This window comes from Mycobacteriales bacterium, from assembly GCA_040902655.1.
In the GTDB taxonomy this organism is placed as follows: Bacteria; Actinomycetota; Actinomycetes; order Mycobacteriales; family SCTD01; genus SCTD01.
The window spans coordinates 109,225-131,328 of record JBBDWV010000026.1 but is presented as its reverse complement, the minus strand read 5'-3'; the positions used below and the strand labels follow the sequence as shown (position 1 = coordinate 131,328).

Sequence of the window (22,104 nt, the reverse complement as noted above, 5' to 3'; positions counted from 1 at the left end):
CTCAGTGCTCGTCCTATAGAATGCGCGGCCCCGAGATGGGAAGTTCGGCGCGCTCACCCAGGAAGGTGAAGGCCGATAGGTCTCGTGGGTTCCCAAGGTCCAGTATGAGAATACTGTCGACCTCGTGCGCCATGATGTCCTCAAGCTTCCAGCGCAAGCCGGTGAGCTCACTGGGATTGAGGTCGCAGAGGAACACCGAGTACTGAAGCGGCTCGCCGTGGGCCTTAACCACCTTGTGGATCGAACGGAGCCGGCCAGGTTCCCGGATGTCGTAGGCGATGAGGTAGCGCCGCCGCGCTGAGCGGTGCTCGATGCGGGTCATCTCGTAGTGAAGGCGGCATAGGCAGGAATCTCGCCGAGCATCCACGCTGCGAGGATGCGTGCCTGGACCTCGAGGACCCTGCGGTAGGTGATGCGGTAGCCGTAGACCGGATGTGTTATCTCGATGTCCAGCCGACGCTCGTACGCGGCGATAGCAGACCGCCGGCCGTCCTTGGTCAACGCGACACCTTCCGCCCGCACGACAAAGTCAGACGCGGCGATCTCTCCGTTGTTGATCATATTCAGCACCGTCGATTCCGCGATCAGCGGCCGGAACTCCTCCGCGAGGTCGAGGGCGAGCGCTGGCCTGCCGAAGCGTGGTCGGTGGAAGACGCCGAGGTAGGGGTCAAGCCCGACGCCGATGCAGACGGCCACGAGATCCTTGACGAGCAGGGCGTAGTTGAAGGAGAGCAGGCAGTTGACCGCGTCCTTGGGTGGTCGGCGGTTTCTCCCCTCGAATGCGAAGGATGCACCGGGAAGAGTGAGTTCGGGGCGCAGCATGGAGGCGAACGCGCCGAAGTAGGTCCGGGCTGCTGCTCCCTCGATGCCCAGGAGCGACGCCGGAGAGTCCACCATCTCTGCGGCGTCAGCGAGCGCGGCGAGACGCTGGACGGCGATCGTGTTGTCAGTGCGGGTGTTCCGTCGCAACAGGACCCGGCTGTTTCGGATCTTGGCGCGTACCATCAGGCGGGCGGCATCCAGCCCTCCAGCGGTGGCGAGCGCGACCTGTCTGGTCCGCAATTGGACATGCTTTGACGGCAAGCCCTGAGCCACTCCTTCGAGCCAGCCTCCACCCGAGAAGTAGAGAACCGGCACGTCGCGGGCAAACAGCTCCCGCAACGCTTGGGTACTCACCTGGACGTTGCCGAAGACGGCGACGTGCGAGATATCCAGCATACGTACGGACGCGCGTACGTCAGTTTTGACGCCGACCTCACGAGACGGCCGCCCGTTCACGATCATCCGGCCTGAGCGCACCGAGACCGACGCACCGGCCTCAGTGACGTAGAGAGGCCGGGCTGATCCGTCTGTCGGCGTCAGCCGGCGCGGGGCACGTGCGGCTCGGGCCTGTAGAAGATTGTGCTCGTCGGGCAGACAGATGCCGACGAGCGAGCAGCGCGGACACTTCGGCGAGTCGATAAGCGGGAGGGGCGCGACCTCGCTGGCGGCGACGGTGCGCAGCTCGGCGATCGACGCCTCAGTGGCGTCGAGCAAGCCGTCGGTTAACTCCACCCGGACGCGCTGACGGGTCTCGGCGAAGTAGAGCGCGGCATGATCGACTTGGTAGCCGGCGTCCCGCAGCATCAGCGCGTGCACGGCGACTTGTCGACGCTCGGGCTCCCAAACACGACCGGGGCGGTCAGCCGGCGCCCCACGCTTATAATCCACCGGAACGACCGAACCGGCATCTCCTTCCAGTAAATCATCCTGCCGATCAAGCCGAGCCGCGGTGCCGAGACCAAGACCGAACGGGCACCTCGAAGCTGGTCCGCCGACTCGGGAGGGGGCACCCTTCCGGTCTCCTCGTCCACCACCCGGTGCTGGTAGCGGCCGTCGACCGTGTCCGCGCTGTCCTCGAACTGGGACTGCACCCACTCGAGGAAGAACAGCCGTGGACAATACGCGAACTCGTTGACCATCCGAGCGGGCACCAAATCGGGGACCGCAGTCATGCTGACCACAGGACTACAGGGGGCTGGAGCGGCCCAGCAGACTTACTGAGTGCGCGTCGCCTCGCCTCGCACACACCGACGACGCCGAGTGACGGCGATGCCGGCGTTGGACCGATTTCGGGATGAGACAGCACAACCTGGATCGCCGGCACGTCGAGTAGGGCGGTCCAGACCGGCCAGCGCAGAGCCGAGCCACCCCGCCCGCGTACCCACCCGGTCGCCTCCGCGAGACGGCCGTCCCCAGTCTGGGTGAACCAGGGCAGGGACTGTAGGGCGAGCCAGGTGGCGCCCAACACCGCTTGGTTGTCCGTCCCACTCTTTCGCTCGCGGCTCGCAGCAGCTCCATCCCTCAGCCAGCGGGCGTCGAGATCGGCACCCGTGCCTTCATCTCGCCGCCAGTTCAACAACGCCTGTTCAAGGAGTTCCGGTCGGTTCGTCACCTCCGAGAGGGAATCGCGAAACAACTGGAACAGCGTCATCATGCCTCTCGGTGCATAGAGCGGGGTCAGCCGGCGCTCCCCCGCCGTAGCCGTCGGAGCCGGTGCGCACTGCGCCACCAGCGCCGCGAGCCAACGCGCGTCCGTTCCCGCTCCTGGCAGGTCACCCTCCTGCAGGCCGGCGAAGCGGCGGACGGCGATCTCCGGCGTCATCTTGAGCGGGTCCAGGGCGAGGCTCTGCTTCCTGCGCTCGAGCGTGCTCAGCGCTTTGGGGATGAGCCCGGCCTCGACTCCGGGCACAAGGCGCCCCTCGCCATTGAGCTTCACGGCCACCCCGAGCAGCGAAGCTGCCAGATCGTGCACCGTGCCGACCGGCGCGTCCAGGAGGGCGGCACCGCCAAGCCGCTCCCAGCCCAGCCGGACGTTCCAGCCCAGCGCCGTGGAGCAGAGCTCCACGGTTCCGATTGCAGCCAGGAAACCGAGCGTGTCATCACTGCGCAGCGCAGGCAGCCTGAGCACGGTCATGACGGGACCTCCCGGTCGTACGCCTCGGACTCGGCCATGTCGGCCAGCCGCAGGACGGTCTCCAGTAGGGCCAGACCCCAGCGTCCATAGCGCGCGCAGAGGCGGGCGTAGCGGCCCGGATGGTCCCAGTCGACGACGCCCTCGTCGCTGCGCACCGACGCGAGCAGGGGCGCCACGTCTGGGTCGAGTGCCGGGAGGCCGGCCTCCACGTCCACCGGCTCGGTGTCCACCACAGCCGGCAGCAGCGGCCTGGCATGACCGTGGTGGGAGGCAACCAGGTGGAGCACGAGTTCGGCGTCAATCCCTGCGAGTAGCTCAGGGTGCAGGATCTGCAGGCGCAGGAGCGCCGTAGCGGAGATGCTCTCGTGACGCATCCCTCGGGGCCGCCCTGAGAGGCGAGCGATGCTCGACCGCTCGGCCTGGCTGGAGGTAGCAACCGGCGATTTGGCCAAAAGCTCGGGCGCCAGCTCGCGCCGGTATCGGTCACCTCCGTGCAACACCAACTGGAAGCGCGGATCAGCCTTGCCGAGGTCGTGGGCGAGTCCGGCCACCGTAAGCGCGTGGACCAGGTCCGCAGGCAGTCCGAGGCCCAGCGCCTCCATCCGCGCCCGGCCACCGACGTCCCGCAGGTGTCGATGTAGCCCAATCGGTGTCCGGGCGACCGAAGAGGAACCAGGGACCAGGCCAGCTCGGTCATCGGCACCGTCGGTGAGACCGCCGTGCACGTCGTCGGGTCCGCTCCGGGGACGGGTCAGGATGATCCCGCCTGACACCCAGCGCTGTCTGACCTCCGGTCCCCAGCGCTCGGGACCGGCGAAGTGGCCGAGCAAGGTGCGCAGCGGGCCGGGCTCGGCGTGACCGTGCAGCGTCCGGACCAGGTCCTGGAGCTCGCGCCGATCATGGTCGGGGTCCCCAAGCACCTGCCACGCGTCGTGGCTCGAGGCCAGGACGTGGTTCCAGAGCCCGGGCCGCAGGCGCAACCGCCAGGGACCGCGCTCTCCTGGATCGGCGACGTCGGCAACCTTGCCGTCCTCCAGGCGTCCGGTCCAACCCCACGCATCGTGCCCGCCCGACTCGCTGTCCAACACCACGATGGCGCCCGGACGCAGGGCAGGCTGGGTCAACGGCACGATCTTGCCGTCGCCGCGCAGCACCCAGCCCTGTACGGTTGGCGCCTCGTCGAAGGGATCCTCCTCCTCCAGCCCACCCTCGGAATCACTCTGCGTGCTGGAACCCGACAGGCGCAACAGGACCCGCCGCGCCTCGACGTAGGAGACGGTGACCAGCTCGTGAGCCCCGGGCGGCACCAAGGCGAGCTCCTCCTCCCATGCTTCGCGTCCGGACAAGCCGGCCCGCCAGCACACCGAGACCTCCGCTCGCGGCGGTGTGAGTCCATGAAGGAACGGTGCGACGGGTTGGTCAGGAACCGGTATCGGGCTGGTCCGAGACCAGATGTCGAGGATCGGCGACAGCACCACTGGAGCCAGCGGACTCGCGGTCGCCAAGTTGGCTCGCTCGCCAGGCGTCAGGCGCGCCAGCTCACCTCGGACGCCCAGGTCGAGGATGGGCGCTCTAGGGAGGGTGGCGAGCACCTTCGCCGGGGTCGTCTGCGTCACCGGTCCCGCCCGCTCGACAAGCCAATCCCAGGTTCGGCCCGTCGCCGAGCCATAGACCAGGGTCTGTTCCTGCTGACCGTGCACGCTGGCATCCCACACGATGACCGCGTCGGCGCTGATGGCCCGGCCAAGTCGGTTCAGCCTGCCCAGGCGCTGGGTGAGCGCATCCAGCGGACACGCCTCGGTGATAAGCGCGTCAACATCCATGTCGGCGCCGACCTCGACAGTCTGGGTGGCCACGACCACGAGCGGTCGTGCCGGGTCGCGGAGTTGTGTCGCTGCGAGCCGACCACGCACCCACATGTCGGCGTTGGCGTCGCGCTCCACCCCGCGGCAGCGACCGATAAGAAGTGCCCGGTCGACCTTGTCAGTGACCGTCTTCAAGCCTTCGAAGACCGACCTAGCCAGAGCCACTGTGTTGCAGATGACCGCGACCCTCTCGGCACCGGTGGCGAGAGCATGGCGGGCGAGATCGTCCAGCACAGGGGCGAGGTCTCCCCTGGCCTTGACATCGAGCAACCGGGTCCGCTTGACGGCGTGCAGCCGTGCCTGCGCCACCGGTGAGGTTTCCGCTTCCGGGTCGCACGCGAAGACGTCGTCAAGCGATCCGTCACTCGGCTTGGACAGGGTGGCCGACAGCAGGACCGCGCGAGGGCGCCGGGCGCCCAGGACAGGCTCGACCGCCAACGCCTCATAGCTGCGTACGGCGGTCACCGTGCGTAGGAATGGCTGCGATAGGTGAGCCTCATCCAGCAGCAGCAGGCTGTCCTTGCCGCACAGCGCCGCGTTGATCGGCTTCATCCCGTCGCTGACGCCATATCCCCGGAACAGCAGGCGGCTGCCGAGCTGGTCGACGGTGCCAGTCACGATCGCCGGGGTGCAGGCAGAGGACAGCCAGCGCGAAGCCCAGGTGCTGCCACCGCGCATCCGCACCGTCGCCAGGGGCGGCCCCTGCTCGCCGGCGAGGTTCCTCAGCGCAGCGCCAACCTCAGCCAGCACGCCTGTGGACGACCCGGCGATGGCGTCGGCGATGCGCTGGGCACGCTCGTGCGCTTGGTCCACGATGACGCGCCGGTCCACGACCAGGAAGGTGCGCGTCGGGGCCGTTCGCTCCGGATCACGCGCTTGGCAGGCAAGGGCAAACACCGCGATGTCCAGGACAGCGGTCTTGCCCATACCGGTGGGCACGTCGAGCGCCGCCGGCCACCGTCCGGTCTTGATCACCAGACTCGCGAGCTCGACCTGCCAGGCGAACGGAGCGAGGCCGTGGACCGCGAAGAAGAAGTCCGGGAAGCCCCCGGCCTGGAGGGTCACGATGCGCCGGAGGGGAGCATAAGACCAAGCCCGACGTGCCGTAGGTGCCCCAGCAGCATCGGGCCCCGCACCGGCTCAGCGAAGGCGAGCCTGCAGTGCAACGCTGGCCGTGCCGGTTCGCTGGGACGACGGCGGAGGTCCCCCTGTCGAAGTCGCAAGGCGCCTTCCACAGCCGAACCTGACTGGACGTCCACCTCGAGGGGTTCCGGGAAGCCGGCCAGTCGGCATGCCGCGATCAGGTGTTCCTCCGCGGTCTCGCGGCGGTGCGGGTAACGGTCAAGGACGACGGGGAGCACCGACGACCACCGGGTCTGCCCCGCCCCACCCGTCCACCTGTCGGGGTCGACCACCTGACGGCCGTCGAGCAGCCCATGAGCCAGGGGCAGCGTGGCACCCGACAAGCCCGGTACGAAGAAGCCGTCAAGCCTCGGCGCGTCCAGATCCATCCCGAGCACGGTCAACAGCGAACGGCGCACGGTCGCGGGCAGGTCGACGCTGAGTGCCAGCGCCAGGCCGCGCAGCTGACCGTCGGCGTGCGGATGGCCGACGTCGGGTAGCGCAAAGAACGCACATTGACGTGCCGCACCGTCGTGGTGTCCATGCAACAGCGCCAACTCCTCCGGCGAGTGCAGCGGGCCCAGCGTGGAGAGGACAGCCTTGCGCCAGGCGATCGCCACGCGGGCAGCCTGCCGTCCATCCAGGTAGTGGCCGGGAGGGAAACCGAAGGTCAACAGCTCCGGCCAGGGACCGTCGCTGACCGCTGGATCCTCAGGCGTGACGACGACGGGCTGCCCGTACGCGACCCACCGATCAACCGACCTGGCGGGCTGACCGGTGTCGTAGGCCTGCCGCAGCGCAGCCAGCGTATTGGGTTGCGGTACTCGCAGTCGGATGCTCCGGTCGCCTGGGTGCTCCCATCGCAGGAAACCTTCCGAGTCGGGAGGATTGACACCGACCGTCATCACCACTGGGGAGCTGACCCGCCCGAGGTAAGGCACTCGACGGCAGAGGCGGGCGAGCCCGGATACAACCTCCGGTGCCGGATCGGCCGCCTCCCATGCAAGCATGATCTCGGCCCGCTCCGGGTGGGATCGGTGCCATGCACGAGGCAAGGCCCTGCGCCCCAGGTAGCTCTGGTGGGTGTCCTTGGCAGCGTCGACGGCGTTGGTCGGCACGTAGGCCTCCAGGCTGGACCCCTTGGCTTCGGTGGCCAGCACGACTGGGGGTGGTTGGTTCTCGAGCCAGAGGAGGGCGTCCTGGTCGTTAGACTCCGGCTCAGCCTGAGCCACCAATGCGTTGAACACCCGGCCCGGGTGCGGCGGCCACTCGGGCTGGCCGTCCAGGGCCGCCTCGTAGGTCCCGCCTATGAAGATGACGCTCACCGTCAGCACAGCCAGTCACTCCTCGTCAGCCGGCTGGCTGAAGAAGGCCCGGTCGATGGCCTTCTGGAGCTCCGCACCTGGGATGAGGCGTACCGGCTCGCCGTCCCAACCGACGCCGGCAGCGGACAGACGCTCGATCGCGTGGACGAGCAGGTCGACCGCCACACCACGGTCAAGGACAAAGGACTCCTGTTCGGTCCCGACCCAGCTCAGCGACTCCGACGTCAGCGCCAGCTCGCACCCTGACCGTAGGAACAGCCCCGGCCGGGCGAAGGCGAGCCGGTCACCGGCGAGGGCGATACAGGCAATCACGGCCCGAGCCGCCCGCGCGCCAGCGCTGTCGAGGCTGGCGAAGCCTAGGCGCGCTATCCCGGCGAAGCCGATAGTGGCCACTCGTGACACTCGCTGAACGGACACCCCACCGGTCGCCGTGAAGCTCGGCGGGATCGAGCCGTGGCCTAGCTCGCTGAGCTTTTTGGTCCCCTTGGTGTCCTTGTCCTCTGCCAACGACCAAGTCTTGCCCTCGCCCACCTTGACCCTCGCCGCGCCAGACACGATCAAGTCGGCGCGGCCGGCGGCCCGATGTCCCTGCGCCACGCCGTGTCCGACGATCTCGGAGGTGTAACTGCGGGGGAACTTGGTTGCCAAGCGCAACTCTCGATGGCTGTCCCACACACCCAGGGTCAGGTCAACAGGGGAGTGACGCAGCATCGCCGTCGCGTCGCCAGTGCTGACGGTGGCCAGCGCCGCACCGACCTCCGTCTTGTCGAAAGCAGTGCCGGCTGGGGTCACGGCATCCCGGAAGTAGGCGTCACGGCTACGATGCGGAGCGGTGAGCGAGGTGATGCGGTGGGCGCGGCCGAAGCTCTCGACCTCGAGGGCCAGGTGCGGGAGGAAGAACCTGCCACCGTCGATCGCGGCTTGGAGCGCCTCCTCGCTGCGGTTGGCCTGCGACTGACGCGAGTCCAGCAGGACGATGTCCTCGACCTCGCCAGCATGGAAGCGCTTCTCTATCAGGTAGGGCACCGGGTGTTCGCGGTCCGTCGGGTAGGTCGGCGGGTTTAGTTTGCCCTCCCACCCCCCGATCGGCTCGTAGTCGGCGGTGATCCGGATCGCCGCATCCGTGCTGTCGTCGTCGAGGTTGACCCCGCGCACGAGTCGGTCGTACAGCTTGGTCGTGCTCGTCATCGCAACTCCTTCGCTGGGCCCGACGAGCCGCCGGGCGTGAGACGTGGTTGCTATCGCCGAGGTCGGACAAAAACCGCACGGCAGCAGGAAGATGCGGTCGACGCACAAACCTCCGGCGAAGAGTCCCACGTACCTGTCGACCGCCCGCAAACACCGCAGCAAGCCATGGACGCTCGCGACGTGATCGGGCACATGGCTAAGACACAGCGCGAAACGCTCAACGGGCACGGCGTTTGAGCTCGGGGACGCGCCCGACCTCAAGGCGGACCCCGCGGACGCTTGGCGCCACAACGCTGGCGCCGGAACCGCTCACGACCGGCGGACTCACCGTCGAGCAGGTCGCCGGTCGGCTGGGCTACGCCGAGACCGCGAGCTTCACCCACGCATTCACGCGATGGAGGGGGCTGTCAACCTCGGGCGTTCACTGCTGCAGCAGGTCGGCGAGGGCGTTGAGGAGCTGGTCGGACTCCTCGGGCCCGCGCACGGCCGTACGCCAGTGCTCGGCGGTCAGCCCCGGGAAGGTGTCGCCGCGCCGGACCGCGATACCCCTGTCGCGCAATGCTTCCCGCACGTCCCGGCGGCCTGGGACGCGGCACAGCAAGAAGGGTGCCTGCGAACCGGGGGCCACCTCGACGCCGAGCTGGTCCAGGGCCTGTTGCAGGCGTACACGCTCCTGCGCCAGCACCGCCGCCTCCTTCGCGGCGCTGCTCACCGGCCCCCTCGCCAGGCAGGTCTCGAGTGCGGTGAGCCCCAGCGTGGACACCGGCCACAGCGGTTGCGCCCGCTGCAGCGTGTCGACGAGGGCCGGCGCGGCGAGCAGGTAGCCCACCCGCAGCCCGGGCAGCGCCCAGGTCTTGGTGAGGCTGCGGACCACGATCAGCCCGGGCAGGTCGGCCCGTCCCGCCAGCGAGTGCGGCTCCCCCGGCACCGCGTCGGCGAAGGCCTCATCGACCACGACCGTCCGCCCCGGCCGGCACAGCTCGGCCAGCCGCTCGTGCACCACACCGGTCGGGTTGGTCGGGTTGCCGATCACCACCAGGTCGGCGTCGTCCGGCACCTGCGCCGGATCCAGGACGTACGGCGGCGCGAGCAGCAGCCGGTCGACCTCGTGACCGGCCGCCGCCAGTGCGGCCTCGGGCTCGGTGAAGCCGGGATGGACCACGAGCGGGCGCCGGGGGGTGAGCGCGCGGGCGAGCAGCACGAAGGCCTCGGCCGCGCCGGCGGTCAGCAGCACGTCGGCCGGCTCGCGGTCGTGCCGCCGGGCGACGGCGGTCCGGGCGGCGTGCTGGTCCGGGTAGCTGCCGAGCCGGTCCAGCGCACGCTCGAGCCGCCCCCGCAGCCAGGCCGGCGGCGCCGTCCCGCGGACGTTGACCGCCAGGTCGAGCAGGCCGGGAGTGGCCTCGACGTCGCCGTGGTGGTGCAGGTCGGGCTCCACCTCAGTGCGAGTGGGCGTGCGGGTGCGCCGGGTCGTCGGGACGGTCGTGCGGGTGCGCCGGGTCGTCGGGACGGTCGTGCGGGTGCGCCGGGTCGTCGGGATGGTCGTGCGGCCGCTGGGGGGCACCGAGCTTGTCCTCGAAGCCGGGCAGCGCGACGCGGTAGGCGCAGGTGTCACAGTTCATCCGGAGGTCACCCGCGTCGATCTCGGCCCACCGCTCGAGCACGACCGCGGCCAGCTCCTCCCCCGATCCGAGCAGCTCCGCGGCGTGCACCTCGACGTCCGGGTGCGCGCGGGCCCAGTCCGCCGTCTGCGTGACGATGCGGTCGGGCAGCACGCCGGCGAACAGAAACCACGGCAGCACGACGGCCCGGCGGTAGCCGAGCCGGTGTACGCGGTCCAGCCCGCCGGCGACCGAGGGCTCGGCCAGCGACACGAAGGCCGTCTCGACCGTCCCGATGCCACGGCCCTCCTGCAGCAACCGCGCGGTCTTGGCGACCTCGGCGTTCGCGTCCGGGTCGGTGGCGCCGCGGCCGACCAGCACGACGGCGGTCTCCGGCCACTGCTCGCGCGGAACCACCGCCTCGAGCCGCCGCTCGGCCAGCCGCAGCAGGTCCGGGTGCGGCCCGAGCGGCCGGCCGTACCGGAAGACCAGGCCGGGGTGGCGCAGCTTCTCCCGCTCGAGGGCGGCCGGGATGTCGCCCTTGCTGTGCCCAGCGGCGACCAGCACGAGCGGGACCACGTCGATGTGCGTGTGACCGGCCTGCACCAGCCGCCCGACCGCCTGCTGGATCGGGGGCGGCGCCAGCTCCAGGAAGCCGCCGGTGACGTCGGCGTGCGGCGCCCGCAGCTGCACGAGGTCGATCAGCCCGGCGAAGTCGGCGCACCCGGCGGTGCTCCGGGTGCCGTGCCCGACCACCAGCAGCGCGGGACGGCTCATGCCGGTCCTTCGTACAGCAGGGCGTTCAGGGCCGCGGACGCGACGGCGGAGCCGCCCTTCTCACTGACATTGGAGACCGCCGGCAGGCCGCTGTCGCGCAGCGCCTGCTTGGACTCCGCGGCGCCGACGAAGCCGACGGGCAGACCGACCACCAGCGCCGGCTCGACCCCGAGGTCGATCAGCTCGAACAGGGCGGTGGGGGCGCAGCCGATCACCCAGACGGCGCCGGGGCCGACCTCGGCGAAGGCCAGCCGGATCGCGGCGGCACTGCGGGTCAGACCGTCGTGGGCGCGGGCCTCCCGGACCCGGCACAGCGCGGCGCGGGTGGTGATGCCGGCCGCCACCATCTGCACGTCGGCCACGACGGGCGCCCCGTCCCGCAGCGCCTGGTGTCCTCGGCGCAGCACCGGCTCGCTGGTGACGAGGTCGTCGGCGTAGCCCAGGTCGGCGCTCGCGTGCACGACCCGTTCGACGACCGCCCGGGTCAGCGGCGGCAGGTGCGACAGATCGATCCTGCGACGCAGGATCGCGAAGGACTCCTGCTCGATCGGGTGCACCGTGGCGCGGCTCATCGGTCGAACCACCTCAACGTCTCGCGCAGCCGGACGACCTCGCCGATCACGGTGGCGACGGGAGCGCGCAGCCCGGCGGCGGCCACCTCGTCGGCCAGCCGCTCCAGCGTGCTGACGACGACCCGCTGCTGGTCCGTGGTGCCGGACTGGATGCAGGCGGCGGGGGTCGCGGCGTCCCGGCCGAAGCGGATCAGGCTCCGGGTGAGCAGCGGGAGCCGGTCGTGGCCCATGAGGATCACCAGGGTTCCCGGCCCCTGCGCCAGCGCCTGCCAGCGCACCCGGCTGGCCGGGTCCTCGGGGTCGAGGTGGCCGGTGACCACGCAGACGTCCTGGGTGTAGCCGCGGGCGGTGACCGGGATGCCGGCGTAGGCCGGCGCCGCCAGCGCCGAGGAGATCCCGGGAACGACCTGGACGTCGATGCCCTGCTCCACCAGCGCCGCGGCCTCCTCCGAGCCGCGGCCGAAGACGAAGGGGTCGCCGCCCTTGAGCCGCACCACCCGCCGGCCGGCGCGGGCGTGCGCGACCAGCTGGGCGTTGATCTCCTCCTGGCGCGGCGCCGTCCCCGTCCAGCTGGTCTTGCCGACGTCGACCACCTCGGCGTCGGCCCGGCAGTGCGTCAGGACGTCGGGGTGCACGAGCCGGTCGACGAGCACGACGTCGGCCTGGGCCAGCAGCTCCGCGCCGCGCAGCGTCAGCAGGCCCGGGTCGCCCGGGCCGGCGCCGACCAGGGCGACGGTCCCGGGTCTCACGCGGGCTCCAGGTCGGTGACCTGCCGGACGGCGTCGGCCGGGCAGACCTCGACGCACTCGCCGCAGGAGGTGCACCGGTCGGCGCGGACCTGCAGCGGGAGCGTCGCGACGATGGCGTGCTCCGGGCAGGTGAGCAGGCAGGCCCCGCAGGCGGTGCAGGCGTCGGTGAACACGTACGTCACGGTGACCACCGGTAGCCGCGGGGCGTGACCATGCGGCCGGCCACGACGCTGCTCTGGGAGGAACCGACCACGACGCATGCGTACATCGTCACCTGCGTGCAGTCGAGCTCGCCGAGGGTCGTGAGCACGACCCGCTCGGTCGGCCGCGACGCGTCGGTGACGACGCCTACCGGAGTGCCGGCCGGCCGGTGCTCCAGCAGCATCGACACGGCCTTGGGCATCTGCCAGTCGCGGCCCCGGCTGCGCGGGTTGTAGAAGGTGACCACCAGGTCGGCCTCGGCCACCGCCCGGATGCGGCGTTCGATCGCCGGCCACGGGGTGTGCAGGTCGGACAGGCTGACGCTCGCGTGGTCGTGCCCGAGCGGCGCCCCGAGCAGGCTGCCCGCGGCCAGCGCGGCGGTGACACCGGGCACGCCGACCACGTCGATGTCGTCGCCGGCCACCTCGAGCGCCGGGCTGGCCATCGCGTAGACGCCGGCATCGCCGGAGCCCAGCAGTGCTACCGCGTAGCCTTTCTGAGCCTCGGCCACGGCGCTGTGGGCACGCTCCTCCTCCCTGCCCAGGCCGGTCACGAGCATCCGGGTGCCGGGCCGGGCCAGGTCGCGGACCTGCTCGACGTACTGGTCGAGTCCCACCCACACCGCAGCCCGGCGCAGCTCGGTCACCGCCCGCGGCGTGAGCAGGTCGCGGGCGCCCGGGCCGAGGCCGACCAGCGCCAGCCGGCCCCGGGGCCGGCGGCGGGCGACGGCGACGGTGGCCCGGGCGCTCTTGGTCTTCTCGACGACCAGCTCCTCGCCGAGCAGCAGCGCCGCTGCCTCCGCCACGCTCGGAGTGCCGATCGCCTGCTGCGGCTCCGCACTCGGATTCGGTACGGCCACGCCGGCCAGCTGCGCCGCGGGGAATGTCGTGAGCGGCCAGCCGCGGGCGGCGCACGCTTTCACGATGCCCGCCTCCTCGGCCTTGGCGTCGGCGGTGCCGACGGCCGCGACGCTCGCGCCGGACAGGCCGGCCCCCTCGAGGGTGCGGTCGACCAGGTCGAGCACCTCCTCGGCGCTCACCCCGGTGGAGGCGCCGACGCCGAGCACCAGCGACGGCGGGCGCAGCAGCACGGTCCGGTCGTCGGGTGCGACCCGCCGGTCGGTGACCCGCACGACGTGCGCACCCTCGTCACCGGCCGGCAGCGGGGGCAGTGGCCAGGTGGCGTCCGCCTCGAGCCGCACCGGCTCGCCGTCGAGCATCGCCCGGCTGACGGCGGCCACGGCCCCCTCGACCGGCCAGCCGAGGGAGTCCAGGCCTGGCAGCCCCACCGCGTCGGTGGCGGTGGTCACGACGGCGGTCGCGGCGAGGACGTCGGCCACCTGCTGCGCGAGCGCGTTCGCGCCGCCCCGGTGGCCACCGAGCAGTGCGACCGCGAAGCGGGCGGCCTCGTCCACGACGACCACACCCGGATCGGTCGCCTTGTCGCCCAGCAACGGCGCGACCAGCCGCACCGTCGCGCCGGTGGCCAGGAAGCAGACCAGCGCGTCGCAGTCACGCCAGGCGGTCCCGATCTCGCTCACCGGATAGGTCCGGGTGCCGGGCAGCGCAGCCGCCAGCCGCTCGGCGGTCGCCCGGCCCGCGGCCGTGGTCGTGACCAGCCCGATCATGGCGTCCCCTGCCGCGGTGCCTCCTGCCGCGGTGCCTCCTGCCGCGCCTCCCGCGACGGCGCCTCCTGCCGCGGCTCCCGCGACGGTGCCTCCTGCCGCGGCGTGGTGGGAGCCAGGACATGCACCTCGGGCCCGAGCGGGCTCTCGAGCGGGGAGCGGGCCGTCTGCACGTCGAGGTGCACGTCGTGGCTCCCGGACCGCCGCACCCCGGACAGGACGAAGACCGGGTTGGCCGGCGCCAGCCTCGAGCCGACCGCCAGGGGCGTGAGCCGGCAGGTCTGCAGCAGCACAGTGTCCACGTCGTACGCCTCCAGCGCGGCGACCGAGGGCGCCACCAGCTCCAGGGTGGCCAGCAGCACCACCAGCCGCGCGGGCCGGCGGGCGGCGCACGCCGCGACCACCGCCGGGCCGCCGCCGCCGACGAGCACCGCGTCAGGGTCGGGCAGCCGGTCGAGGGCCTGCGGGGCGGCGCCGTGCACCACGTGCACGTGCACGCCGTGCGCCGCGGCGTTGTCGCGGACCCGCTGCGCGTCCTCCGCCTGCGGCTCGACGGCGTGCACGTCGGCGCCGAAGCGGGCGCACTCGATCCCGACTGCTCCGCTGCCGGCGCCGACGTCCCACACCACGTCGCCCAGCCGCGGGCCCAGCCGGGCGAGAGCGAGCGCCCGCACCTCCGGCTTGCTGATCATCGAGTTCCGGTGCGCGAACGCCTCCACCGGCAGCGCCCAGCCCTGCGGCCCGCGGTGGCCGGCGACGGTCACCCGCGACCCGGGACCCAGGTCCTCCGCGGGCAGGACGAGCACGATGTTCGGGTCCTCCCAGGCCATCGCGGCGGCCTGCTCGGGTGTCAGCCGCACCACCCGCTCCCCGGGCAGCCCGAGACGCTCCCCGACGACGAGCACCCGGTCGGTACGACCGGCCAGCGCCGCACCGACCTGCGCCGGGCCACAGGACCGGTCGGTGAGCACGGCGACCTTCGGCTGAGACCGCGCCACCGCGAGCGCCTCGCGCGGGTCGCGCCCGTGGGCGGACACCACGACCGCGTCGTCCCACTCGACGCCGGCCCGGCCGAAGGCGACGGCGACGCTGCTCAGCGCCGGCAGCACCTCCACCGGCGCCACCTCGACCGGCAGCGCCTCGACCGCCCGCGCCTCCACCGCCCGCGCCTCGACCGGCGCCACCTCGACCGCCAGCGCCTCGACCGCCCGCGCCTCCACCGCCCGCGCCTGCACCGCCCGGCGCACTGCGCGCACGACGCCGAAGAACCCGGGATCGCCGGAGGCGAGGACCACGACGTCACCCGGTTCGGCGGCCGCCGCCTGCAGCGCGCCGACCGGGTCGTCGCGCAGAACGACCGTCGGCACCCCCTCAGGCAGCCGGACCTCCTGCAGGTGCCGGCGCCCGCCGACCACCAGCGCCGCACCGTCCAGCCGCTGCTGTGCGGCGGACGGCAACGGGCCGCCGTCGTACCCGATCACCGTGATCACCCTGTCACCCAAGCATTCTCGGTCGCGGCAACGATGCCGGCTCCGGCCGGGTCGACCATCGCGACGCGCGCCGGCAGGCCGCTGAAGCGGGTGAGCACGGCCGCCACCCGGGCGCAGAGCAGATCGCCCGCCGGCCGCAGCAGCCCGGCCGCCTCCCACTGCTCGTAGGCGTGCCGCGCGGTGTTCGCACCGCGCACCCCGTCGGCCAGCGCGTCGTCGCCGCCGGCCTCGCGGGTCACCTCGACGAGCACCGAGGTGTCGACCCGGCTCTTGGTGTAGTGGGTCATCAGCACCCCGCTCGCCAGCTTGGTCAGCTTGCCGGCCATCCCGACGAACACCACTTCGGACAGGCCGTGCTCGACGGCCTGGCGCAGCGCGGCGCCGGTAAAGTCGCCGACCTCGACGAAGCAGACCTCCGGCAGGTCCGGCAGCATCCGCATCGCCGCCTTCTCGGTGCGCCCGCCGGTCGCCAGCACCAGCGTCGGCTCGCCCTGTGCTGCCATCACCGAGACCGCCTGCACCACCGAGGCGCGCCACGACTCGGTGGAGAAGGGGCGTACGACGCCGGTGGTCCCGAGGATGCTGATGCCGCCGAGGATCCCGAGCCGGGCGTTGGTCGTCTTCTTCGCGCGCTTCTCCCCGTCGGGCACGCTGATCACGACGTGCACCCCGCGTACCTCCAGATCCACGACCGCACCCACGTTGTGGCGGATCATCTGGCGCGGGACCGGGTTGATGGCCGGTCCACCGACCTCGAGGCCCAACCCGGGCTTGGTGACGACGCCGACACCCACGCCACCGTCGAGCTGCAGCCCGGGCGCTGCCGCCCACCGCACGGTGGCGGTCAGGTGCGCACCGTGGGTGACGTCCGGGTCGTCGCCGGCATCCTTGACGACGACCGCCTCGGCGCCGTCGGCGGAGACGTCGCAGCGCTCCACGGCGAACGGGATGACCCGCGCGTCCGGTAGGTCCACCTCCACCGAGCGCTGGACCTGCTGCGTCAGCAGCGCGGTGGCCGCGGCCTTGGCGGCGGCCGCGCTGCAGGTCCCGGTCGTCCAGCCGCTGCGCAGCGGGCCGGTGCGCACCTTCGCCGTCCGCGGCAGGTCCGGCTCGCGCAGCTCCGGGTCGGTCACGGCGTTCTGGTGGCCGGCACGGCGGCCCGGAGCCCCTCGTCCCGCGCCCGGAGCTGGGCCCGCCGAGCCTGGTCCTCGACCTTGCGGTGCTCGTGGAAGTGCCCCGGGTGGTAGAGGTGCGACCGGGTGCCCCCCGAGGCCAGCGCCGGCCCGACCAGCACCAGGGTGTGCTTGTAGAGCTTGTGCTCCCGCACTTTCGCCGCCAGCTCGCCCAGCCGGCACTCGAAGACGAGCTCGTCCGGCCAGGTGACCGCGTAGCCCACCACGCAGGGGGTGTCCTCGTCGTAGCTGCCCGCCGCCAGCAGCTCGTCCTGCAGCTGCCTGGTCCGAGCCGCCGACAGGAACAGCGCCATCGTCGTGCCGTGCTCGGCGAAGGCGCGAACCGACTCCCCCGACGGCATCGGCGTCTTGCCGCCCTCGAGCCGGGTCAGTACGACCGACTGGGCGACCTCGGGGATGGTCAGCTCGCGCTGCACGACGGCCGCCACGGCGCTGAAGCTGCTCACGCCCGGGATCACCTCGGTCTCCAGCCCGAGCGCGGTGCACAGCTCGTGCTGCTCCTGCGTCCCGCCCCACAGCGCCGGGTCGCCGGAGTGGATCCGGGCGACCAGCAGCCCGTCCCGCGCGGCGCGCTCGTAGTGCCCGCGGATGCCCTCCAGCGAGTGCTCCGCGCTGTTGACGACGAGGGCGTCGGGCCGGGCGTGCTGCAGCACGTCCTCGTGCACGAGAGATGCTGCCCAGATGACGATGTCGGCCTCGCCGATGCGCTGGGCGGCGCGCAGGGTCAGCAGGTCGGCGGCGCCCGGGCCGGCGCCGACGAAGCACACCCGGCCGATCACAGCTTGCCTCCCCGGGTCGTGCGGCGGGCCGGCACGATCACCGTCGAGAGGTACGGCGCGCCCGCCGGTGCCTCGACGGCCGGAGCCACGACCTGGTCGGCCAGCCCGAGCGAGGCGCCGTACACCGCACCGTCGAGTCGGTCGTGCCGCCGCAGCACCTCGAGCAGCGCCGGCATGTGCCGGCCGCCCTTGTAGGCCACGACCGAGTCGAAGTGGGTCAGCGCCTGCTCGAACTGCTCGATGCCGGCGGTCAGGGGCAGCAGGGCGAGCGACTCGGCGCCCTCGCACAGGACGGTGCCCGACCGGGCCGCCAGGTCCTGCATCGCGGTGATGCCGGGCACCGTCGACACCTGCACCGCCGGCACCCGCTCGCGCACCGCGTCGGCCAGGTAGGTGAAGGTGCTGTAGACGTTCGGGTCACCGATCGTCGCGAAGGCGACCGTGCCGCCTGTCCCACGCAGCTGCGCGGCGACGGCGTCGGCCGCGGCCTCCCAGGCCGACAGCCGGTCCGCGCTGGCGCCGCCGCGGTCGTCCAGGGCAAAGACCAGCCGGCGCAACCGGTCGTGCGACACGTGCGCGCGCACCGTCGCCTCGGCGCGACCCTGCTCGCCGGAGTCCATCACCGGCACGACGACCAGGTCGGCCTCCTGCAGGACCCGGACGCCCTTCACCGTGACCAGCTCCGGGTCGCCCGGTCCGACACCGACACCGATCAGGCGCATGCCGCTGCCCCCTCCGCCGCCGCGACGAAGCCGGCCGCCGCCTCGGGCACACCGGCCCAGTGCAGGTGCAGGTAGGAGGCGTGCACGCCGTCCTGCACGAACCCCTCGCCGTTCTCCCACGCGGGGGTGCCGCTGCCCTGCACGGTCGTGCGGTGGAACTCATGGCCGGTCACCGGGCCGGCCGGCATCCAACTCGCGCCCGCGGCCTTGGTCTCCTGGTAGCCCAGGGTCAGCCGCGGCGTCATCGCCCCGGAGGCCGGCAGGACGCCGCACATCGGCCGTCCGTCGAGCTCCGCACACAGGTAGAGCAGGCCGGCGCACTCCGCGGCGATCGGCGCCCCCCGTCGTGCCAGATCGGAAACAGCCTGCCGCAGAGGAGCATTGGCGGACAGCTGCTCGGCGTAGATCTCGGGGAAACCCCCGCCGATGACCAGGCCGGCCGCGCCCTCGGGCAGCTGCTCGTCGCGCAACGGGTCGACCACCACGACGTCCGCGCCTGCGGCCGTCAGCAGCTCCGGCGTCTCGGCGTAGGAGAAGGTGAACGCCGGTCCGCCGGCCACGGCGAGGACCGGTCGGCGGGCGGGCGCCGCGGCCGGCGGCGACCACGGCTCGTCGGCCAGGTCCGGAGCGGAGCGCGCGAGGGCGAGCAGCGCGTCCAGGTCGAGGCTGCGGGCGCACAGCTCGCCGAGCCGCCGCACACTGGCCACCGCCTCGGGGGCACGCTCGGCGGCCGGCACCAGCCCGAGGTGGCGGCTGGGCGTGGCCACCGCGTCGTCGCGACGCAGCACGCCGAGCACCGGCACGACGCCCTCGAGCGCCTCGCGCAGCAGGGCCTCGTGCCGGTCGCTGCCGACCCGGTTGAGAACGACGCCGGTGAGCCGGACCGCCGGGTCGTAGGTCCGGAATCCGTGCACGAGGGCGGCGATCGAGCGCGACATCGAGGCGGCGTCCACGACCAGCACCACGGGCGAGCCGATCAGGCCGGCCACGTGGGCGGTGGAGCCGGTCGTCGTGGCGGCGCGGCCGTCGAACAGCCCCATGACGCCCTCGACGACCGCCACGTCGCAGCCGGCCGCGCCGTGCAGCAGCAGCGGCCGGATCCGCTGCTCGCCGACGAGCACCGGGTCCAGGTTGCGGCCCGGCCGGCCGGTCGCGAGGGCGTGGTAGCCGGGGTCGATGTAGTCTGGGCCGATTTTGTGCGGCGAGACCCGCAGGCCACGCGACGCGAGTGCCGCCATCAGCCCGGTGGCCACGGTGGTCTTGCCGGCGCCGGAGGACGGCGCCGCGACGACCAGCCGCGGCAGGCTCACCACTCGATCCCCCGCTGGCCCTTCTGGCCGGCGTCCATCGGGTGCTTGACCTTCGTGGTCGACATGACGAGGTCGGCGGCCTCGACCAGCGCCGGGTGCGCGTCGCGGCCGGTGACGACGACGTGCTGGTTGCCTGGGCGGTCGCGCAGCGTCCGTACGACCTCGTCCACGTCGACCCAGCCCCACGTCATCGGGTAGGTGAACTCGTCGAGTACGTAGAAGCGGTAGGTCTCGGCCGTCAGGTCGCGCTGCACCTGCCGCCAGCCCTCGAGCGCGTTCGCGGCGTGGTCGGAGTCGGTGCCGGACTTGCGGGTCCAGGACCAGCCCTCGCCCATCTTGTGCCAGGCCACCGTGCCGCCCTGGCCGCTCTCGCCGAGGACGCGCAGTGCGGTCTCCTCGCCCACCTTCCACTTCGCGCTCTTGACGAACTGGAAGACCCCGATCGGCCAGCCCTGGTTCCAGGCGCGCAGCGCCAGACCGAAGGCGGCGGTGGACTTGCCCTTCATCTCGCCGGTGTGCACGACGAGCAGCGCGCGGTTACGCCGCTGGCGGGTGGTCAGCCCGTCGTCCGGCACGTTCTCCGGCACGCCCTGCGGCATCTACGCCACTGCCTTCACGACCCGGGTGAGGCTGTCGGCGCTCAGCTCCTCGAGCCGCAGCGCGACGCCGCCGAGCTGCTCGCCGAGGGTGGCGGCCAGGCCGAGCCGGACCGGACCGCTCTCGCAGTCGACGACGACGCAGGCCGCCCCGCTGCGGGCCAGGTGCGCGGCGGCGAGCTCGGGCGACGGCCCGCTGGTGTGCCGGCCGTCGGTGACGACCACCACCAGCGCCCGGCGCGCGCGATCGCGCACCTGCTCCACCCGGAGCACCTCCGCCGCACGCAGCAGCCCCTGGGACACCGGCGTGCGGCCACCGGTCGGCAGGGACTGCAGGCATGCGGCGGCGGCGTCCACGCTGCTGGTCGGCGGGAGCACGAGGTCGGCCGTGGCGCCACGGAAGCTGACCAGCGCGACCTTGTCGCGGCGCTGGTAGGCATCGGTGAGCAGGCTCAGCACCGCCCCTTTCACGGCACTCATCCGCGAACGCGCCGCCATCGAGCCGGAGGCGTCCACGACGAACAGCACCAGGTTGCCCTCGCGGCCCTCGCGGACCGCCTCGCGCAGGTCGCTCGCCCGTAGCAGCACGCCGTCGCCGGAGCGGCCCCGGGGCCGCTGGTGCGGAGCGGCGGCGCGCAGCGTGGCGGTCAGGTGCAGCGACTCCAGCCGGCCGGCGGGCAGCCGGGCGCCGGTGAGCCGGCCGCTGCCCCCCTGTGTGCGGGACCGGCGGCCGGAGGCGCCGGCGCGCCGGTTGACCCCGGGCACCGACAGCAGCACCGGGTCGAAGGCGGGGCCGGCCGCGGCGGCCGGCTGCTCCTGCTCCCCCGGCCGCGGTGCGTCCGACGAACCGGGCGCCCCAGCCTCGGGTCGGTCGGACGCAGCGGCCGGGTCGGTGGCGGAGTCGGCGGCGGGGTCGACCGGGGGTGGCGCGCCGCCACCGGACGGGCCGCCGTCGGACGGGCCGCCGTCCGACGGGCCGTCGCCGGACGTGCCGCTGCCCTCGTCCTCGGGCTCGACCGAGGACAGCGCGTCGTCGAGCTGCTGCTCGTCCAGACCGGGCGCCTCGAAGGGGGTGCGCCGTCGCCGGTGCGGCAGCGCGAGCCGGGCCGCGGTCCGCACGTCCTCGGTCGTCACCTCGTCGCGGCCGGCCCACGCGGCCAGCGCCACTGCGGCCTTGGCCGTCACCAGGTCGGCGCGCAGGCCGTCGACGTCGAAGGCGGCGCAGACGGTGGTGACCTCCCGCAACGCCTGGTCGCCCAGCACCACCCGCGGCAGCCGCTCGCGGGCGGCGGCGATCTGCGCGGCCAGCGTCGCGTCCGAGTCGGCGTACGCCGCCGCGAAGGCCGCGGGATCGGCCTCGTAGGCCAGGCGGCGCCGGACGACGTCGGCGCGCTCGACCGGGTCCCGCGTGGCGGCGACCTCGACGGTGAGCCCGAAGCGGTCGAGCAGCTGCGGACGCAGCTCACCCTCCTCGGGATTCATCGTGCCGACCAGCAGGAAGCGTGCGGCGTGCCGCACCGACACGCCCTCCCGCTCGACGTAGGAGGTGCCCAGCGCCGCGGCGTCGAGCAGCAGGTCGACCAGGTGGTCGTGCAGCAGGTTGACCTCGTCGACGTAGAGCACCCCGCGGTGCGCCGAGGCGAGCAGCCCCGGCTCGTACGCCGAGATCCCTGTGGTCAGAACCTTCTCGAGGTCCAGCGACCCGACCAGACGGTCCTCCGACGCACCCACCGGCAGCTCGACGAGGCGGGCCGGGCGGGTGACCGCGCAGGCGTGCCGCTCCAGGTCCGGGCAGGCCGGGTCCGGCAGCGCCGGGTCGCAGGAGAAGCGGCAGCCCTCGGCCACCGCGACGGCCGGCAGCAGCGCCGCCAGCGCGCGCACCACGGTGGACTTCGCGGTTCCCTTCTCACCGCGCACGAGCACCCCCCCGACGGCGGGAGAGACGGCGTTGACGACGAGCGCGAGCCGCAGGTCGTCGAGGCCGACGACGGCGGTGAAGGGGTACGGGGGCGCGCTCACGAGGGATGGTGCCTTCCT

General features: G+C 72.7%; 20 protein-coding genes. All 20 read right to left on the bottom strand.

Features of this window, described 5'->3' with window-relative positions; translation table 11 throughout:
- Positions 1 to 13: 13 nt before the first annotated feature.
- Positions 14 to 322, bottom strand: coding sequence for a CRISPR-associated endonuclease Cas2 (gene cas2, locus WD794_08530; protein ID MEX2290355.1), 309 nt, complete (start codon positions 320 to 322; stop codon positions 14 to 16).
- The gene (gene cas1, locus WD794_08525; protein ID MEX2290354.1) at positions 319 to 1,710 is read right to left on the bottom strand and encodes a CRISPR-associated endonuclease Cas1; all 1,392 of its coding nucleotides are present in this window, start codon (positions 1,708 to 1,710) and stop codon (positions 319 to 321) included. The genes cas2 and cas1 overlap by 4 nt, the downstream gene beginning before the upstream one ends.
- Complete coding sequence (locus tag WD794_08520; GenBank protein MEX2290353.1) at positions 1,626 to 1,994, bottom strand: hypothetical protein; 369 nt, start codon at positions 1,992 to 1,994, stop codon at positions 1,626 to 1,628. The genes cas1 and WD794_08520 overlap by 85 nt, the downstream gene beginning before the upstream one ends.
- Positions 1,991 to 2,956: a hypothetical protein gene (locus WD794_08515; GenBank protein ID MEX2290352.1), complete on the bottom strand. Its 966-nt coding sequence runs from the start codon at positions 2,954 to 2,956 to the stop codon at positions 1,991 to 1,993. Before WD794_08515 ends, WD794_08520 begins: the two co-directional genes overlap by 4 nt.
- Positions 2,953 to 5,886: a type I-U CRISPR-associated helicase/endonuclease Cas3 gene (cas3u, locus tag WD794_08510; GenBank protein ID MEX2290351.1), complete on the bottom strand. Its 2,934-nt coding sequence runs from the start codon at positions 5,884 to 5,886 to the stop codon at positions 2,953 to 2,955. The genes WD794_08515 and cas3u overlap by 4 nt, the downstream gene beginning before the upstream one ends.
- The gene (gene csb2 / locus WD794_08505) at positions 5,883 to 7,277 is read right to left on the bottom strand and encodes a type I-U CRISPR-associated protein Csb2 (GenBank protein MEX2290350.1); all 1,395 of its coding nucleotides are present in this window, start codon (positions 7,275 to 7,277) and stop codon (positions 5,883 to 5,885) included. Before csb2 ends, cas3u begins: the two co-directional genes overlap by 4 nt.
- A gap of 6 nt (positions 7,278 to 7,283) precedes the next feature.
- Positions 7,284 to 8,684, bottom strand: a complete 1,401-nt coding sequence (gene cas7u, locus WD794_08500; GenBank protein ID MEX2290349.1) for a type I-U CRISPR-associated RAMP protein Csb1/Cas7u — start codon at positions 8,682 to 8,684, stop codon at positions 7,284 to 7,286.
- 193 nt (positions 8,685 to 8,877) lie between these two features.
- On the bottom strand, positions 8,878 to 9,891 hold the full coding sequence (gene cobC, locus WD794_08495) for an Rv2231c family pyridoxal phosphate-dependent protein CobC (protein ID MEX2290348.1): 1,014 nt from the start codon (positions 9,889 to 9,891) through the stop codon (positions 8,878 to 8,880).
- 1 nt (position 9,892) lies between these two features.
- A complete protein-coding gene (locus WD794_08490; protein ID MEX2290347.1) occupies positions 9,893 to 10,831 on the bottom strand; it encodes a sirohydrochlorin chelatase in 939 nt (312 codons plus the stop codon).
- Positions 10,828 to 11,403, bottom strand: a complete 576-nt coding sequence (locus WD794_08485) for a precorrin-8X methylmutase (protein MEX2290346.1) — start codon at positions 11,401 to 11,403, stop codon at positions 10,828 to 10,830. The genes WD794_08490 and WD794_08485 overlap by 4 nt, the downstream gene beginning before the upstream one ends.
- Complete coding sequence (gene cobA / locus WD794_08480) at positions 11,400 to 12,152, bottom strand: uroporphyrinogen-III C-methyltransferase (GenBank protein ID MEX2290345.1); 753 nt, start codon at positions 12,150 to 12,152, stop codon at positions 11,400 to 11,402. Before cobA ends, WD794_08485 begins: the two co-directional genes overlap by 4 nt.
- Entirely contained in the window at positions 12,149 to 12,334 is a 186-nt protein-coding gene (locus WD794_08475; GenBank protein MEX2290344.1) for a 4Fe-4S binding protein, read from the bottom strand. The genes cobA and WD794_08475 overlap by 4 nt, the downstream gene beginning before the upstream one ends.
- Positions 12,331 to 13,980: a precorrin-3B C(17)-methyltransferase gene (gene cobJ / locus WD794_08470; protein ID MEX2290343.1), complete on the bottom strand. Its 1,650-nt coding sequence runs from the start codon at positions 13,978 to 13,980 to the stop codon at positions 12,331 to 12,333. Before cobJ ends, WD794_08475 begins: the two co-directional genes overlap by 4 nt.
- The gene (locus WD794_08465; GenBank protein ID MEX2290342.1) at positions 13,977 to 15,458 is read right to left on the bottom strand and encodes an SAM-dependent methyltransferase; all 1,482 of its coding nucleotides are present in this window, start codon (positions 15,456 to 15,458) and stop codon (positions 13,977 to 13,979) included. The genes cobJ and WD794_08465 overlap by 4 nt, the downstream gene beginning before the upstream one ends.
- Positions 15,459 to 15,463: 5 nt before the next feature.
- Positions 15,464 to 16,600 (bottom strand): cobalt-precorrin-5B (C(1))-methyltransferase, encoded by a 1,137-nt coding sequence (locus WD794_08460; protein MEX2290341.1) that lies wholly within the window; start codon positions 16,598 to 16,600, stop codon positions 15,464 to 15,466.
- Positions 16,597 to 17,439 carry a precorrin-4 C(11)-methyltransferase gene (gene cobM, locus WD794_08455; protein MEX2290340.1) on the bottom strand — a complete coding sequence of 281 codons (843 nt, stop codon included), beginning with the start codon at positions 17,437 to 17,439 and terminating at the stop codon, positions 16,597 to 16,599. The genes WD794_08460 and cobM overlap by 4 nt, the downstream gene beginning before the upstream one ends.
- Positions 17,436 to 18,161: a precorrin-2 C(20)-methyltransferase gene (gene cobI / locus WD794_08450; protein MEX2290339.1), complete on the bottom strand. Its 726-nt coding sequence runs from the start codon at positions 18,159 to 18,161 to the stop codon at positions 17,436 to 17,438. The genes cobM and cobI overlap by 4 nt, the downstream gene beginning before the upstream one ends.
- A complete protein-coding gene (locus WD794_08445; protein ID MEX2290338.1) occupies positions 18,152 to 19,471 on the bottom strand; it encodes a cobyrinate a,c-diamide synthase in 1,320 nt (439 codons plus the stop codon). The genes cobI and WD794_08445 overlap by 10 nt, the downstream gene beginning before the upstream one ends.
- Entirely contained in the window at positions 19,468 to 20,070 is a 603-nt protein-coding gene (gene cobO / locus WD794_08440; protein MEX2290337.1) for a cob(I)yrinic acid a,c-diamide adenosyltransferase, read from the bottom strand. The genes WD794_08445 and cobO overlap by 4 nt, the downstream gene beginning before the upstream one ends.
- The gene (locus WD794_08435; GenBank protein ID MEX2290336.1) at positions 20,071 to 22,086 is read right to left on the bottom strand and encodes a putative cobaltochelatase; all 2,016 of its coding nucleotides are present in this window, start codon (positions 22,084 to 22,086) and stop codon (positions 20,071 to 20,073) included. It lies immediately after the preceding gene.
- Positions 22,087 to 22,104: the final 18 nt, after the last annotated feature.